This is a genomic window from Agreia sp. Leaf244 (assembly GCF_001422695.1).
Lineage (GTDB): Bacteria > Actinomycetota > Actinomycetes > Actinomycetales > Microbacteriaceae > Agreia.
Genome location: NZ_LMLX01000002.1, coordinates 662359 through 676855 on the forward strand (window position 1 = coordinate 662359; position 14497 = coordinate 676855).

The following is a 14497-nucleotide window of genomic DNA, read 5'->3' on the forward strand; positions in this document are numbered from 1 at the left end:
GAAGCTCCACACGGCCGCTTGCGACCGGGCGCGAACCGTTCCCCGGCTGACTATCTGAGGGAGCCGAAATGATCATCTCTCTCGTCGGCTTCGCCCTCGCCGGGCTCGTCCTTCCCACGCTTACGGCCCGCTTCGGCCCTCGTATGTTCGTGTTCGCCGCACTCGTTCCCGCGGCCGTCTTCGTCGCACTGCTCTTCCAGGTCCCCGCCGTGACCCGAGGCGAGACTCCCACCGAGCTGCACCCGTGGGTGCCGCAGCTCGACCTCGCATTCGCGTTCCGCCTCGACGCCCTCTCGCTCACGATGGCGCTCATCGTCACAGGCGTCGGAACGCTCGTCGTGCTCTATTGCGCCCGCTACTTCCGGCGCGGCGAAGACGGACTCGGCCGCTTCAGCGGCGTGCTCCTCGCCTTCGCCGGAGCCATGTTCGGCCTCGTGGTCAGCGACGACATCTACGTGCTCTTTATGTTCTGGGAGGCGACCACCGTCTTCTCCTACCTGCTCATCGGCCAGTACACCGCGAAGCGCAAGAGCAGGGGTGCCGCGCTCCAGGCCCTGCTCGTGACCACGGCGGGCGGGCTCGCCATGCTGGTGGGCGTCGTCATCCTGGCCGTCGAGTCGGGCACCACGCGGGTGTCGCAGATCGTCGCAGACCCGCCGCAGGCATCCGGTCTCGTCACGGTAGCCGTGATTCTCGTGCTCGTCGGAGCACTGTCGAAGTCGGCCCAGGTTCCCCTGCATTTCTGGCTTCCCTCCGCCATGGCCGCACCGACCCCCGTGAGTGCCTACCTGCACGCTGCGGCGATGGTGAAGGCCGGCATCTTCCTGATCGCCCTGCTGGTTCCCGCGTTCGGTGACACCCCCGGATGGCGGCCGCTGCTCGTGGCGGTCGGCGTTCTGACCATGCTGGTGGGCGGATGGCGGGCCCTGCGCCAGCACGACCTGAAGCTGCTGCTCGCCTATGGAACCGTCAGCCAGCTCGGCTTCCTCACCGTGGTCGTGGGCTACGGCACCCGCAACGCCGCGCTCGCCGGCATCACGCTCATCACCGGCCACGCCCTCTTCAAGGCCACCCTCTTCCTGGTGGTCGGCATCATCGACAACCGCCTCGGCACGCGCGACCTGCGCAAGATCAGCGGGCTCGGGCGGCAGGCTCCCCTGCTGGCGATCGTCGCGACCCTCGCGGCCGCGTCGATGGCGGGCCTGCCTCCTCTGCTCGGCTTCGTGGCGAAGGAGGCCACGTTCACGGCCCTGCTCGAAGACGCCGAGCACGGGGCTCCGCTCGGGCTCGTCGCCCTCATCGGCGTCTCCGTCGGCTCCGTTCTCACCGTTGCCTACACCGCGCGATTCCTCTGGGGCGCCTTCGCGTCGAAGCCAGGCGTCGAGCCCGCCGAGTTCGTGCACGAGCACGTCGACTTCCTCATCTCGCCCGCGATTCTCGCCCTCACCAGCCTCGGCCTCGGCATCGCCTCCCCGCTGCTCGACCCGCTCTTCGGCCTGTATGCCGACACCGTTCCGCCGCTCAGCGGCGAGGCGTCGGCCGTCTCGGGCGCCAGCGCCGCAGGCGACCAGCTAACCCCTCCGGATGCGGCCCATCTGGCGCTGTGGCACGGTCTCGAGCCGGCCCTCGGCATCTCGGCGGTCACCCTCGTTCTCGGACTCGCCCTCTTCGCCGCGCGCACCCGGGTGTCCGCCATCCAGGGCCGCGTGCCGTCGCTGATCGACTCGGCCCGCGGCTACAGCCGCATCGTGCACCTCGTCGACCGCGGAGCCGTGCGCCTTACCCGAGTGACCCAGACCGGATCGCTGCCGATCTACGTCGCGACCATCCTCGTCGTGCTCGTGGCGGCGGTCGGCACCGCGCTCGCGCTCGTCGGCGAGCTGCCTGGCTCGTTCCGAATCTGGGATTCGCCGGCTCAGCTGCCCATCGCGATCGTCATGGGCGTCGCCACCATCGCCGCCGCCCGAGCACAGAAGCGCTTTATGGCCGTGGTGCTCGTGGGCGTGACCGGCTACGGCATGGCCGCGCTCTTCGCTCTGCAGGGCGCCGCCGACCTCGCGCTGACGCAGGCACTCGTCGAGACCGTCACGCTCGTGACCTTCGTTCTCGTCCTGCGCCGGCTGCCGTCGGCCATCGGGCAGGACCACGGCCGGCGGCACCGCGTCGTGCGGGCCGTCATCGGCGTCGGCGTCGGCATCCTGATGTCGGTCGTGGCCGTGGTCGCCCTCGGCTCCCGCATCGCCGAGCCCATCTCGCTGCAGTTCCCCCAGCTCGCCTACGAGGGCGGGCACGGACGCAACGTGGTGAACGTGCTGCTCGTCGACATCCGCGGCTGGGACACCCTGGGTGAACTCAGCGTGCTCGTCGTCGCCGCGACCGGCGTCGCGAGCCTCGTTTTCCTCTCCCGACGCAGCGGTGACATGCCGAGGCTCGGGCCCGAGACAGAGCGACCCCGTTGGTTCGCCCGCCGCACGCGTCTGGCCGAGGCGCCCGTCGAGGCCACCGCGAGCGCCGGGGCCACTCCCGACGGGGCCGCGCCCTCGCAAGAGGGGTCCGGGCAGCGCACCCCCTGGCTGCTGGCAGGCAAGACGCTCGCCCCCGAGAATCGCTCGATCATCCTCGAGGTGGTCGTGCGGCTCCTGTTCCACTCGGCCATCGTCGTATCGGTCTACCTGCTCTTCGCCGGCCACAACATCCCCGGCGGCGGCTTCGCCGGGGGGCTTGTCGCCGGTCTCGCTTTCATCGCACGCTACCTCGCAGCGGGGCGGTTCGAACTGGGCGAGGCGGCCCCCGTCGATGCCGGAAAGCTGCTCGGCTTCGGCGTGCTCTTCGCCGGAGGCACGGCGCTGGTGCCCATCTTCCTCGGCGCCGACGCCCTCACCTCGACCTGGTTCGAGGCCGAGATTCCCGTGATCGGGCATATCGAGTTCGTCACCTCCACCCTGTTCGACATCGGCGTCTATCTCATCGTCGTGGGTCTCGCCCTCGACATCCTGCGCAGCCTCGGAGCCGAGATCGACCGGCAGCAGGAAGAGGACCACGACGACGAGAGCAGTGACGACGACGGCCTTCCCGGAGCCCACGAGGTGAACTCGCTGAGCAGCGCGCCCGATGCTGCAGCCCTCGACGCTCCCGCATCCGACTCACCCGCCGACACACCGACATCCCCCGAGAGGAGCCCCCGATGAGCGCCTCCCTGGTTCTGATCCTGCTGATGGCCGTGCTGTACGCGGGCGGCGTGTATTTGCTGCTCGGGCGCAGCATGACCCGCATGCTCCTCGGCTTCCTGCTCGTGGGCAACGCCACCAATCTCCTCATCCTGATCATCGCGGGGCCGGCCGGCCTCGCCCCGATCGTGGCCGACGGTGTCGAGCCGTCCGAGATGCACGATCCGCTGCCGGAGGCGCTCATCCTGACCGCCATCGTCATCACCTTCGGCGTCTCGGCGTTCCTGCTCGCCCTCATCTACCGCTCGTGGCGCATCGCCCGGGCCGACGTGGTCACGACCGACGCCGCCGACGCGGCCGTGGGCGGCAGCTCCATCGACGACGAGGAGAGCACCGAGGCCGAGGACGGCTCGGACGAAGACACCGAATTCGAAGGCCGAGCGGAGGCGAAGACATCGTGACCGCCCTCATGAACTCGCTCATCCCCCTCGTCGTGCTGCTGCCCCTCATCGGCGCCGCGGGCGCCCTCGTGGCGGGTCGACGACCGCGCCTGCAGGTCACGTTCTCCATCACGGTGCTGTCTCTCGTCGTGCTCACGAGCGCCGCACTCGTCTACCTCACCGACCAGACCGGCGGCCACACCGTCGAGGTGGGCGGGTGGTCGGCACCCTTCGGCATCGTGCTGGTGGTCGACAGGCTCTCGGCGCTGATGCTGCTGATCTCGTCGATCGTGCTTCTGTGCGTTCTCGTGTTCTCGGTCGGCCAGGGCATGGCAGACGGCGACCGCGAGACTCCCGTGTCGATCTACCACCCGAGCTACCTGATCCTGGCCGCCGGGGTCTTCAACGCCTTCATCGCGGGCGACCTCTTCAATCTCTACGTGAGCTTCGAGATCCTGCTGGTGGCGAGCTACGTGCTGCTCACCCTCGGCGGAACCCAGGCGCGTATCAAGGCCGGCATCACGTACATCATCGTGAGCCTCGTGTCGTCGATGCTCTTCCTGGCGTCGATCGCCATGATCTACGGCGCCACCGGAACCGTGAACATCGCCCAGCTGTCGGTGCGCCTCGGCGAGCTGCCCGCCGACATCCAGCTCGTGCTGCAGATCATGCTGCTGGTGGCGTTCGGAATCAAGGCGGCCGTCTTCCCACTCTCGTTCTGGCTGCCCGACTCCTACCCCACGGCCCCGGCGCCGGTCACCGCGGTGTTCGCGGGTCTGCTCACCAAGGTCGGCGTCTACGCAATCATCCGCACCGAGACCATCCTGTTCCCGGGCGACACCCTGCAGACGGTGCTGCTCGTCGTCGCGCTGCTCACCCTGGTGATCGGCATCCTGGGCGCCGTCGCGCAATCCGACATCAAGCGGATGCTGTCGTTCACGCTGGTCAGCCACATCGGTTACATGATCTTCGGCATCGCGATCGGAACGGTGGCCGGGATGGGCGCCACGATCTACTACGTGATCCACCACATCACTGTGCAGACCACGCTCTTCCTCGCGACGGGACTCGTCGAGCGGCAGGGCGGGACAACCGCGCTCAACAGACTCGGCGGACTGCTCAAGGCCTCGCCCGTGATCGCGGTGCTGTTCTTCGTTCCCGCGCTCAACCTCGGAGGCATCCCGCCGTTCTCGGGCTTCATCGGCAAGCTGGGCCTGTTCGAGGCCGGAGCGCAGGCGCCATCGCCGCTCATCTGGGTGCTCATCGGGGCCGGTGCGCTCACCTCGCTGCTCACCCTCTACGCGCTCATGCGCGCGTGGAGTCTCGCGTTCTGGCGCCCCAAGCGCGAGGCGCACGAAGAGGAGTCACCGGCGCTCGACCGCATCGAAGAGGCGCCCGACGAGTCGGCCGACGTGCAGGAGACCAAGGCGTCGCCGCGCATCATGATCGGTGCCACCGTGGCCATGGTCACCGTGAGTCTGGCCCTCACCGTCTTCGCCGGGCCCCTGTACTCCATGGCCACCCGCGCGGCCCAGAACCTCGAGCAGCCCGCCGACTACATCTCGCTCGTCTTCCCCGACGGAGGCGTCTCGTGAGCCGCATGAAGGGGTCGATCTGGCGTCAGGTGCCGCTGCTCGTCTGGCTCGTGGTGCTCTGGCTCTTCCTCTGGGACCAGGTGTCGGTGCTCAGCATCGTCACGGGACTGGTGCTCGCCCTGCTCGTGACCCGGGTCTTCTACCTCCCGCCCGTCGAGCTGCCCGACCGGGTGAATCCGCTCGGCGTGCTCCTGTTCCTGGCGAGATTCGTCTTCGATCTGGTTCGCGCGTCGTTCCAGGTGGCGTGCATGGCGATCGACCCGCGACGCGTGCCGACGAGCTCCATCATCGCTGTGCAGCTGTCGACGAAGTCCGACCTCAGCCTCACCCTCACCGCCCTGGCCGTATCGCTGGTTCCCGGCTCGCTGATCGTCGAGGCCGACCGGCAGGACGACATCCTGTATCTGCACGCGCTGGGAACCGAGACCCCGGAGGACGTCGAGCAGGTTCGCGCTGGCGTTCTCGCGGTCGAGGAGCGCATCGTGCGCGCCATCGGTTCGCGCGACGACGTGCGCCGCGTCAACATGTCGCGGGCCGAGCGGTCGCTTCCTCCACTCATCACCGGGAGGCGACAGAGCGCCTGGGAGTCGCGGCATCCGATCGTTCCCGCCGAGCAGTACACACCAGAAGGGGGATACCCGGAATGAACATCGTCGTCTACGTGGCCGGAGCCCTCTTCGCGGTCGCCGCACTCTTCGCCGTCGTGCGCATCTGGCGCGGACCGTCGATCCTCGACCGCATGGTGGCCGCAGACATGCTGCTCTCGACCCTCATCTGCGTTCTGGGGGCGGAGATGGTCTACAACCACCACACGCGCACCCTTCCCGTCGCCCTCGTGCTCGCCATGTTCGCCTTCGTCGGCTCGGTCAGCGTGGCCCGGTTCGCGACGAAGCAGAAGGAGGCCGAGGCGAAGCAGGCCGATAGGGGCACTTCCCCCCTCGACCCGTCGCTCGACGAGCTGGCAGGAGGCGAGAAATGAGCGCCGACGCGTGGTTCGAGATCGCATCCTCTGTCTGTCTGCTCATCGGCGCGCTGCTCAGCCTCGCGGCCGGCATCGGGCTCCTGCGTTTTCCGGATGCCCTCTCTCGCATGCACGCGGCGACCAAGCCGCAGATCGCGGGGCTGGCGTTCATCCTGCTCGCCATCGCGCTCGAGCAGCGCAACTGGGCCACGGCCTCCACGCTGTTTCTGGTGATGCTCTTCCAGATGCTCACGGCCCCGGTGGCCGCGCACATGATCGGGCGCGCCGCCTACCGCACACGCCACCTTCGCCGCGAGCTGCTGCTCACCGACGAACTCGCCGACGTGGTCGACCGCGCCAGCCAGGACCTGGCGACGGACCCGGCCGCCCGCCCGGAGTAGCCGGCGCGCCCGCCCGCCCGCGCGCATCCGGCACGTCTGTTGCCCGTGGCGACGGATGTGCCCGGGCGACCGGCAACATCCGTCGCGCAGGGCAACACCCGTGAGTGGTCAGTCGGCCTGGGAGACGTCAGTCCGGTGGAAGTTGAGGTGCGAGCGCGAGGCCGTCGGGCCGCGCTGGCCCTGGTAGCGGGAGCCGTACTCCGTTGAACCGTAGGGCTTCTCGGCGGGGCTCGACAGGCGGAAGAAGCAGAGCTGGCCGATCTTCATGCCGGGCCAGAGCTTGATCGGCAGGGTCGCCACGTTCGACAGCTCGAGGGTGACGTGGCCGGAGAAGCCGGGGTCGATGAACCCGGCGGTCGAGTGGGTCAGCAGGCCGAGTCGGCCCAGCGAGCTCTTGCCCTCGAGTCGCGCGGCGATGTCGTCGGGCAGGGTGACGAGCTCGAATGTCGAGCCCAGCACGAACTCCCCCGGGTGCAGGATGAACGGCTCGTCGGGCTTGGCCTCGATGAGCCGCGTGAGTTCGGGCTGATCCTCGGCCGGATCGATGAACGGATACTTGTGATTGTCGAACAGCCTGAAGAAGCGGTCGAGGCGCACGTCGATGCTCGAGGGCTGGATCAGCTCGGGCTGGTAGGGATCGAGGCCGATGCGGCCCTCGTCGAGTTCGGCTTTGATGTCACGATCGGATAGCAGCACGGCCATAGCCTAGCCAAGTGGCGGGCCTGGCCACATGCGTAGCCCTGCAGGGCCGATCGGGCCTCGCACTAGGGTGGTCGGATGGACGCCTCCGACCCGTTCGCCCGGGCTCTCTCCGCCCCCTCGACTCTTCCCTCGGAGCTCGCCGGACTCGACGCCGACCCCCTGTGGGCGGCCCTGCTGACGAGCGTGCAGAACGTGGTGCTCGGAGAGGTCCGCCGCGGCCGCCACCCCGAGCTCGCCGACGAGACGCAGCGCTCGGCGTGGCCGGCGCTCCTCGACCGGCTCGGGCACGACGCGCGCGTGCGCATCGGGCGCGAGATCGTCGACGAGCTCACGGTGGGCACGGTCGACGAGCTCTGGGTGACGGCGATGCGCGTGGCGGGCCAAGGCGGCGGCGCGGGGTCGCCTGGGGTCGCCGGTGCGGCCGGGGTCGATCCGGATGCGATGGGCCGGCAGGCCGTGACCAGCGCCGACCCCGGGGTGCAGGAGCGCGTCGTCGACCTGCTCGAGCTGCTCGGCGAGGTCGTCGACGCCCAGCTCACCGATCGCTTCGGAGTACTCGCCGACGAGTCGCGCGCGGGGGCGGTCGAGTTCTCGCTGTCGGATGCCGGACCCGCGCCGGCACCGGTGTCAGAGCCCTCGCGGCCGACTAGGTCCGAGCAGCGGCCGGGTGCACCTCAGGCATCGCCCTTCGTCGCGCCCGTCCCCGTGGCTCCCGCCGATGCGGGGCTCGTCGCGGCTCTGCCACCGGCGCTGGCGCAACCGCCCGCCCGACCGGCGGCCCTGCCGGTGTTCGACTGGGAACCCGGCCCCGGGCATCCGGTCGCGGCGCGACCTGAGAGCGCCGCAGCCGCACAGCCCGCGGCCCCGCAGATCGCCGCGCCCCAGGCTCCGCCAGAACACACCGTCGCGCGGCAGCCCGAGACGCCCCCGGGCGATCCGGGATGGCGGCCCCTGCCGACGACGTCGGCCACGCGCACGCCGGCAACGTTCGGAAAGCGCGCGGCGGCCTTTCTGATCGATCGGGCGATCACCACCCTCATCGTGACCGCGGCCGCGCTGCTCTTCGTGTGGCCGGCAGCGGCGTACGCGTCGTCGACGCCTCGCCCCGAGGCGGGCACGCTCGTCGTAGCCCTGGCCCTCGTGGGCGTGGCTGCGGTGAGCCTCGGCTGGTTCCTCGTCATCGCCTGGCTCGTCGGAACGCGCGGCGCCTCCCCCGGCAAGCGGATCATGCGCATCGAGGTGGTGGGATTCTCGTCGCCCGGACCGATCGGCTTCGGGCGAGCGCTGTTGCGCGGGCTGATCCTCGCCGCCTTCACGATCGGCAGCATCGTGACCTCCTGGCTGCCCTACGCATCCGTCTTCTGGGACTCGTCGAAGCAGCTGCGCGGCTGGCACGACAAGGCCGTCGACGACATCGTGGTCGAACTCGCGAGCCTCTGACGCATCGCGACTCCGCGCCGATCGTCGGTTAGGCTATGGATGCCTGCGGCACGAATGCAGGCCACGCGGATGTAGTTCAATGGTAGAACTTCAGCTTCCCAAGCTGATAGCGCGGGTTCGATTCCCGTCATCCGCTCTCATACATACAGAAGCCCGTCGGACGCAGTGTCCGACGGGCTTTTCTGATGAAAGACCGACTAGCGGCGGGCAGTGCTGCGGCCGCGCACCTGGATCCAGACGATGAGCACGATGATCGCGCCGATGATCGATCCGATGATGCCGGCGGGCTGGAAGAAGCCCTCCTGGGCGTCGGCGCCGAAGATCAGGAAGCCGAGGAATCCGCCCACGAAGGAGCCGACGACGCCCAGCACGATGGTCATGCCGATCGACAGGTTCTGCTTGCCTGGCACGACGAGGCGGGCGATGGCGCCGGCGATGATGCCGACGACGAGGATGCTGATGATGAGTCCGAGCATGATGATGACCTCTTCAGGTGAAGTGCGTTGTGAATGCACGGTTTCGCCGTCCGGGTGTCGAACGGTGTACCCAATCAATCACCTTCGCAGGCTGGGAAATACACCCCTAGGGGTGTAAGTTCTACCCCATGGCAGCCACGAGCACGCGACCCCTCACCGTCGCCCTCGTCGACGACTACGACGTGGTGCTTGTCGGCCTCGCCCACATGTTCGACTCCTATTCCGACCGGGTGGTCGTCGCCGAGATCGACGCCACGACAGAGCTCAGCGACACCGTCGACATCGTTATGTACGACTCGTTCGCCCAGCCCGAGTCCGACCACGACGAGATCAGTGCACTCGTCGCCAGCCCTCGGGCCGGCAAGGTCGTCATGTACACCTGGAACTTCCACCCCGACCTCGTCGAAGGGGCGCAGCAGCAGGGTGTGCACGGGTACCTGTCGAAGACGCTTCCCGCCCGCGAACTCGTGGCGTCGCTCGAGCGCATCCATGCCGGCGAGATGGTGATCAGCGACCCTCCCCGTCGCGCGAGCCCGGCATCCGGACTCGATTGGCCCGGGCGGAACGAGGGCATCACCGACCGCGAGTCCGAGATCCTCGCGCTCATCACCCAGGGCAAGAGCAACGCCGAGGTCGCGCAGCTCACCTACCTCAGCCCGAACACGGTGAAGAGCTACATCCGCAGCATCTACCGCAAGATCGGCGCATCGAGTCGCACGCAGGCGGTGCTCTGGGGCGTCGACCACGGCTTCACCCCCGACAAGCACCGCATCGACCACTGGCGGGGCGGGCCCTGACCTAGCGCGGCGGCCTGCTGTTCTCCGCGTTGCGCACCTGGTCGTCCAGGTCTGCCGGATCCAGGTCTGCCTCTCCGAAGCTCTCGTTGAGCGGCAGGCGCAGCTGCAGGTCTGTGCCCTTGCAGATGTCGACGCGCCCGTGCTCGAGCACGAAGTCGAGCACGTGCCCGCCCGCCGTGAACTCGTCGTCGATGAAGTGCACGTGCCCGCCCGGAACGCCGATGCCGCGTTCGTACAGGGGCGTGCGGAACCCCGCGACGGTGCCGTCGACCGCCTCGAAGGTCACGATGGCCTCGTCCTTCACCGCCTCGCGCATCGGCGGATACGGCTTCTGCTGCTTCCTCACCGTGCGCGTCGTCACCGACTCGAAGCGCCCGCGCACCCGCACGGCGAACAGGTAGTTCTGCGAATCCTCGCGCGCGATGATCTGCGCCACCACGTCGGCGCGCGACATGCGTGACGTCACGTCGAAGCCGACGGTCGGTTCGAACGGCGTCACCACGGCGAACGGCGTGCGGTCGTCGAGGGATGCGCGCTCCGCCGTTCCGTCTGCGCGCAGCCGGTGGCACACGCCGTCGAGAACGAGCATCTCGCCGTCGAGGGCATTGAACGTTCCGAGTCCGAAGTCGCCATGTTCGAGCAGCCCTGCCACGGTCAGATCGCCGTCGTAGACGCCATCGAGGAGCGCGCTCATGAGGCTGGTCTGAAAGACGGTTCGGCGTCGGCTGTCCACCCGTCCAGTATGCGTCAGCACCTGCCGTAGCCTGTCGATCATGAGCAATTCAGCAGCCTTGACCGACGAGGGCCAGCAGTTCGTGACCGAGCGGCACCTCGCGATCCTGTCGACCATCTCGCCGAGCGGCCGCATCCACTCGGTGCCCGTGGGCTTCACGTTCGCCGACGGTGTGCTGCGCATCATCACGGGCGACGGCACGCAGAAAGTGCGCAACATCGAGCGCGCCGGGCACGCCACCGTCAGCCAGGTCGACGGAATCCGCTGGCTCACCCTGTCGGGCCCGGCCCGCATCGAACGCGAGCCCGATGCGGTTGCGGATGCCGTGGCCCGGTATGCGGTCAGGTACCGCCAGCCGCGGGTCAACCCCCAACGCGTCGTGATCAGGGTCGACGTCGACGACCTGCTCTCTTCGAGCGGCCTGCGGGCGACGTCGGACTGACCCTTCAGAAGTCGGTGTGCCCCAGCGACGGCCCCGACACGAACCGCACGACCGCCTTCCCCGCACCCTGCAACTCGAACAGCACCAGCTCGTTGGCGCCGTCGACGAGGAGGGGACCGGGCACGTACAGGGTCGTGGCCGGGCCGCGACTCCAGTACCGTCCGAGGTTGAAGCCGTTGACCCAGGCCTGGCCCTTGCCCCAGCCTTCCGTGCTGAGGAAGAGGTCGCGGCCCGCCTCGGCCTCGAACCGGCCCCGCAGGAACGACGGACCGGGCACAGACCGCTCGGCCGGCACTGCCGAGTAGACGTCGGAGGCCTGCCCCGAGGTCACGCCGGTGAAGTCCAACTCGGTGACGGCCCAGTCGTCGTGCTCGACCCCGTCGAGGCGAACCCCGCCGATCAGACCCTTGTGCTCGCCGATGCGCGGGCCGTAGTTCACGCGCCCCTGGTCCTCGACGAGGATGTCGAGCGTCGCGCCGCCGTCGGGCACGGCGGGAAGGCCGAGGGCGGTGTCGTGGTGGTCGCGCTGCAGCACTCCAACGGCGGCGGCGTTGACAAAGACCTGCGCTCTGTCCCTCACCTCGTCGACCGTCAGCACACGCGGGCCGCCCGCCTCGATCCGGCTGCGGTAGAACGCGAAGCCCCGGAACTGACCCTGCTGGTCCATGGTCGGAAGACCGCCGACCGTGACGGCCTCGCCCAACGCGCCCAGGGCATCCGACAGCGCCGCGCGCTCGCCGAGCGCGACCTCGATCTCGGGCGCGGCGACGGCCTCGGTCGGCATCTCGACCGGAACCGCCGCGTAGCGCGCGATGACGTCGCGGAACGCCCAGTACTTGGGCCCGGGGTCTCCCGACTCCGTGAGCGGAGCGTCGTAGTCGTACGACGTGACGGTCGGCTGATAGACGCCCTTGTCGTTGGCGCCGTTCGTGAAGCCGAAGTTCGTGCCGCCGTGGAACATGTAGATGTTCACCGAGGCGCCGGCGGCCAGGAGCGCGTCGAGCTCCCGCGCCGACTCAGCGGCGTCGGTCACGTGGTGGTGTGCGCCCCAGTGGTCGAACCAGCCGTCCCAGAACTCGGCGCACATGAGCGGGCCGGTCTTCTGGTGCGCGCGCAGGGTGGCGAGCCGTTCGGCGGCCCTCGATCCGAACGAGCCCGTCTTGTGCAGTTCGGGCAGGCTGCCGTCGTCGAGCATCTGGTCGGTGGGCTGGTCGATCGTGGTGAAGTCGACCGTGATGCCGCCCGCACGGGTGAGCTCGATCAGCGCGCGCAGATAGTCCTTGTCGGAGCCGTACGCCCCGTACTCGTTCTCGATCTGCATCAGGATCACGGGACCGCCCCTGTCGATCTGGCGCGACGCGACGATCGGCAGCAGTGCGGCGAAGTAGTCCGCGACGGCGCGCATGTACACGGGCTCATTGCGTCGAACCCCCACGGCCGGATCGCTGAACAGCCAGCCGGGGAACCCGCCGTTGTCCCACTCGGCGCAGATGAACGGCCCGGGTCGCACGATGGCGTACATGCCCTCCGCGGCCACCAGGTCGAGGAAGCGACCGAGATCGAGGCCGCCCTCGGTGTCGAAGCGGCCGGGCTCGGGCGAATGCTCGTTCCACGCGACGTAGGTCTCGATGGTGTTGAGCCCCATGAGCTTCGCCTTGTGGATGCGATCGGCCCAGTGATCGGGGTGCACCCGGAAATAGTGCAGGGCCCCCGAGAGGATGCGGAACGGCTGCCCGTCGAGCAGGAAATCGGTGTCGCCGATGCGGAAGTCAGACATTGTCGGTCCCAGGTGTCGTGATGGTCGAGGTGGTTCGGGGAGTCGCCAGGCGCACGATCGACCACGACAGGGCCGGCAGCACGACCCTCGCGGCGCCGTTGCCGACCGTGACGATGCCGAGGTCGAGCGGCAGCACGGCATCCGGGTCGCTCTGGCTGTTGCTCGAGTGCCGGCTGCCGCCGTCGGGCACGCCGAGCGTGCGCTGGTGAAGAACGGATGCGACGGGTGCGCCCTCGACATCGACCGCGACCTCGAGGGCCTCGGTCGTCGAGCGGTTCACCAGGAGGAGCGTCGTCTCGTCGCCGTCGGCGAGGGCGACGGCGTCGAGCAGCGGCACGGCCCCGTAGTCGGCCGTGCTCTGCTCGTCGGCCTCGACCGTGGAGCGCACGACGGAGCCCTGCGCGAAGCGCGCGGTCAGGGCGAAGGGGTGGAACGTCGTCTGCCGCCACGCGGGGCCATCGGGCTCGGAGCGGATCGGGGCGATGACGTTCACCAGCTGGGCGAGGTTCGCCATGCTCACCACATCGGCGTTGCGGAGAAGCGACATCAGCAGCGATCCCACGACGACCGCGTCGGTCACCGTGTACTCGTCTTCGATGATGCGCGGGTGCTCGTTCCACCCGCCGGCGAAGAGCGGCGGCTTGTCGATCTCGTTGAAACGGGTCTGGTTCCAGACGTTCCACTCGTCGACGCTGATGCCGATCGTGCGGTCGGAGCCGTAGGCGTCGAGGGTCTCGCGGATGATGTCGGCGACCCGGCGGATGTAGCGGTCGAGGCCGACCCCGGAGGCGAGGAAGCTGTCGACGTCGCCGTTCGTCTCCTCGTAGTAGGCGTGCAGCGAGATGTGGTCGAACACGTCGATGCCGTGCTCGAGCACCGTCTTCTCCCACGTGCCGAAGGTGGGCATGTCGGCGTTGGAGCTTCCGGCGGCCACGAGCTCGATGCCGGGATCGATCCATTTCATGACCCTGCCGGTCTCGGCGGCGAGCCGGCCGTATTCATCCGCCGTCTTGTGACCGATCTGCCAGGGGCCGTCCATCTCGTTGCCGAGGCACCACAGGGTGATACCGAAGGGCTCGTCGCGGCCATTGGCTCGGCGCAGCTCGGAGAGGGCGGTGTTCTCGGGGTGATTGCTGTATTCGAGCAGGGAGGCGGCCTCTTCGATGCCGCGCGTGCCCAGGTTGACCGCGTTCATGACCTCGACGCCGGCCGTCTCGGCCCAGTCGGCGAACTCGTGCAGCCCGACCTCGTTGGTCTCGATGCTGTGCCAGGCGACCTCGAGGCGGGTGGGGCGCTCGGCCACCGGCCCGACGCTGTCCTCCCAGCGGAAGCCCGACACGAAGTTGCCGCCGGGGTACCGGATGACGGTGGCCCCGAGCTCCCGAACCAGCTCGAGCACGTCTCGACGGAATCCCCGCTCATCGGCCGTGGCGTGACCCGGCTCGTAGATGCCCGTGTAGACGGCGCGGCCCATGTGCTCGACGAAGGAGCCGAACAGGCGCGGCGACACCGGAGCGATGATGTCGGACGGGGTGACGGTGAGGCGGGCGTGGGCCACGGAGGATT

14 protein-coding genes and 1 tRNA gene are annotated in these 14497 nt (G+C 68.9%); 10 read left to right on the plus strand and 5 right to left on the minus strand.

Annotated elements, in window-relative coordinates:
* Positions 1 to 68 precede the first annotated feature (68 nt).
* The 6 genes from ASF06_RS07925 to mnhG are packed head-to-tail and all read left to right on the plus strand — an operon-like array spanning position 69 to position 6564.
* The gene (locus ASF06_RS07925; protein ID WP_082500779.1) at positions 69 to 3188 is read left to right on the plus strand and encodes a Na+/H+ antiporter subunit A; all 3120 of its coding nucleotides are present in this window, start codon (positions 69 to 71) and stop codon (positions 3186 to 3188) included.
* Positions 3185 to 3628, plus strand: a complete 444-nt coding sequence (locus ASF06_RS07930; protein WP_055926556.1) for a Na(+)/H(+) antiporter subunit C — start codon at positions 3185 to 3187, stop codon at positions 3626 to 3628. Before ASF06_RS07925 ends, ASF06_RS07930 begins: the two co-directional genes overlap by 4 nt.
* An 8-nt stretch (positions 3629 to 3636) precedes the next feature.
* The gene (locus ASF06_RS07935) at positions 3637 to 5202 is read left to right on the plus strand and encodes a Na+/H+ antiporter subunit D (RefSeq protein ID WP_055946319.1); all 1566 of its coding nucleotides are present in this window, start codon (positions 3637 to 3639) and stop codon (positions 5200 to 5202) included.
* Between the two features lie 5 nt (positions 5203 to 5207).
* Entirely contained in the window at positions 5208 to 5849 is a 642-nt protein-coding gene (locus ASF06_RS07940) for a Na+/H+ antiporter subunit E (protein WP_157439146.1), read from the plus strand.
* On the plus strand, positions 5846 to 6181 hold the full coding sequence (locus tag ASF06_RS07945) for a monovalent cation/H+ antiporter complex subunit F (RefSeq protein ID WP_082479583.1): 336 nt from the start codon (positions 5846 to 5848) through the stop codon (positions 6179 to 6181). Before ASF06_RS07940 ends, ASF06_RS07945 begins: the two co-directional genes overlap by 4 nt.
* Positions 6178 to 6564 carry a monovalent cation/H(+) antiporter subunit G gene (mnhG, locus tag ASF06_RS07950; RefSeq protein ID WP_055945382.1) on the plus strand — a complete coding sequence of 129 codons (387 nt, stop codon included), beginning with the start codon at positions 6178 to 6180 and terminating at the stop codon, positions 6562 to 6564. The genes ASF06_RS07945 and mnhG overlap by 4 nt, the downstream gene beginning before the upstream one ends.
* Positions 6565 to 6672: 108 nt before the next feature.
* On the opposite strand, the gene dcd is transcribed toward mnhG, so the two are convergent.
* Positions 6673 to 7260 carry a dCTP deaminase gene (gene dcd / locus ASF06_RS07955; RefSeq protein WP_055928005.1) on the minus strand — a complete coding sequence of 196 codons (588 nt, stop codon included), beginning with the start codon at positions 7258 to 7260 and terminating at the stop codon, positions 6673 to 6675.
* Positions 7261 to 7341: 81 nt separating this feature from the next.
* On the opposite strand from dcd, the gene ASF06_RS07960 reads away from it, so the two are divergent.
* Complete coding sequence (locus ASF06_RS07960; protein WP_055945384.1) at positions 7342 to 8706, plus strand: RDD family protein; 1365 nt, start codon at positions 7342 to 7344, stop codon at positions 8704 to 8706.
* Positions 8707 to 8771: 65 nt separating this feature from the next.
* A tRNA-Gly gene (locus ASF06_RS07965) sits at positions 8772 to 8842 on the plus strand.
* A gap of 61 nt (positions 8843 to 8903) precedes the next feature.
* Here ASF06_RS07965 and ASF06_RS07970 read toward each other — a convergent pair.
* Positions 8904 to 9221: a GlsB/YeaQ/YmgE family stress response membrane protein gene (locus ASF06_RS07970; protein WP_326941296.1), complete on the minus strand. Its 318-nt coding sequence runs from the start codon at positions 9219 to 9221 to the stop codon at positions 8904 to 8906.
* Between the two features lie 89 nt (positions 9222 to 9310).
* Here ASF06_RS07970 and ASF06_RS07975 point away from each other — a divergent pair, with 89 nt between their 5' ends.
* A complete protein-coding gene (locus ASF06_RS07975) occupies positions 9311 to 9979 on the plus strand; it encodes a response regulator transcription factor (protein WP_055926546.1) in 669 nt (222 codons plus the stop codon).
* Between the two features lies 1 nt (position 9980).
* Here ASF06_RS07975 and budA read toward each other — a convergent pair whose 3' ends face one another.
* A complete protein-coding gene (budA, locus tag ASF06_RS07980; RefSeq protein WP_235500940.1) occupies positions 9981 to 10712 on the minus strand; it encodes an acetolactate decarboxylase in 732 nt (243 codons plus the stop codon).
* A gap of 40 nt (positions 10713 to 10752) precedes the next feature.
* Between budA and ASF06_RS07985 the strand changes: the two genes are divergently transcribed.
* Positions 10753 to 11154: a PPOX class F420-dependent oxidoreductase gene (locus ASF06_RS07985; RefSeq protein ID WP_055926542.1), complete on the plus strand. Its 402-nt coding sequence runs from the start codon at positions 10753 to 10755 to the stop codon at positions 11152 to 11154.
* A 4-nt stretch (positions 11155 to 11158) separates the two neighbouring features.
* On the opposite strand, the gene ASF06_RS07990 is transcribed toward ASF06_RS07985, so the two are convergent.
* Both ASF06_RS07990 and arfA read right to left on the minus strand, forming a co-directional pair.
* A complete protein-coding gene (locus tag ASF06_RS07990) occupies positions 11159 to 12931 on the minus strand; it encodes a glycoside hydrolase family 35 protein (RefSeq protein ID WP_055945390.1) in 1773 nt (590 codons plus the stop codon).
* A complete protein-coding gene (gene arfA, locus ASF06_RS07995; RefSeq protein WP_055945392.1) occupies positions 12924 to 14489 on the minus strand; it encodes an arabinosylfuranosidase ArfA in 1566 nt (521 codons plus the stop codon). The genes ASF06_RS07990 and arfA overlap by 8 nt, the downstream gene beginning before the upstream one ends.
* Between the last annotated feature and the right edge of the window lie 8 nt (positions 14490 to 14497).

Excerpts from the sequence above, each read along its gene's own strand:
- ASF06_RS07925 (WP_082500779.1), top strand. The coding sequence starts at position 69 with ATGATCATCTCTCTCGTCGGCTTCGCCCTCGCCGGGCTCGTCCTTCCC.
- ASF06_RS07930 (WP_055926556.1), top strand. The coding sequence starts at position 3,185 with ATGAGCGCCTCCCTGGTTCTGATCCTGCTGATGGCCGTGCTGTACGCG.
- ASF06_RS07935 (WP_055946319.1), top strand. The coding sequence starts at position 3,637 with ATGAACTCGCTCATCCCCCTCGTCGTGCTGCTGCCCCTCATCGGCGCC.
- ASF06_RS07940 (WP_157439146.1), top strand. The coding sequence starts at position 5,208 with ATGAAGGGGTCGATCTGGCGTCAGGTGCCGCTGCTCGTCTGGCTCGTG.
- ASF06_RS07945 (WP_082479583.1), top strand. The coding sequence starts at position 5,846 with ATGAACATCGTCGTCTACGTGGCCGGAGCCCTCTTCGCGGTCGCCGCA.
- mnhG (WP_055945382.1), top strand. The coding sequence starts at position 6,178 with ATGAGCGCCGACGCGTGGTTCGAGATCGCATCCTCTGTCTGTCTGCTC.
- ASF06_RS07960 (WP_055945384.1), top strand. The coding sequence starts at position 7,342 with ATGGACGCCTCCGACCCGTTCGCCCGGGCTCTCTCCGCCCCCTCGACT.
- ASF06_RS07975 (WP_055926546.1), top strand. The coding sequence starts at position 9,311 with ATGGCAGCCACGAGCACGCGACCCCTCACCGTCGCCCTCGTCGACGAC.
- ASF06_RS07985 (WP_055926542.1), top strand. The coding sequence starts at position 10,753 with ATGAGCAATTCAGCAGCCTTGACCGACGAGGGCCAGCAGTTCGTGACC.
- ASF06_RS07990 (WP_055945390.1), bottom strand. The coding sequence starts at position 12,931 with ATGTCTGACTTCCGCATCGGCGACACCGATTTCCTGCTCGACGGGCAG.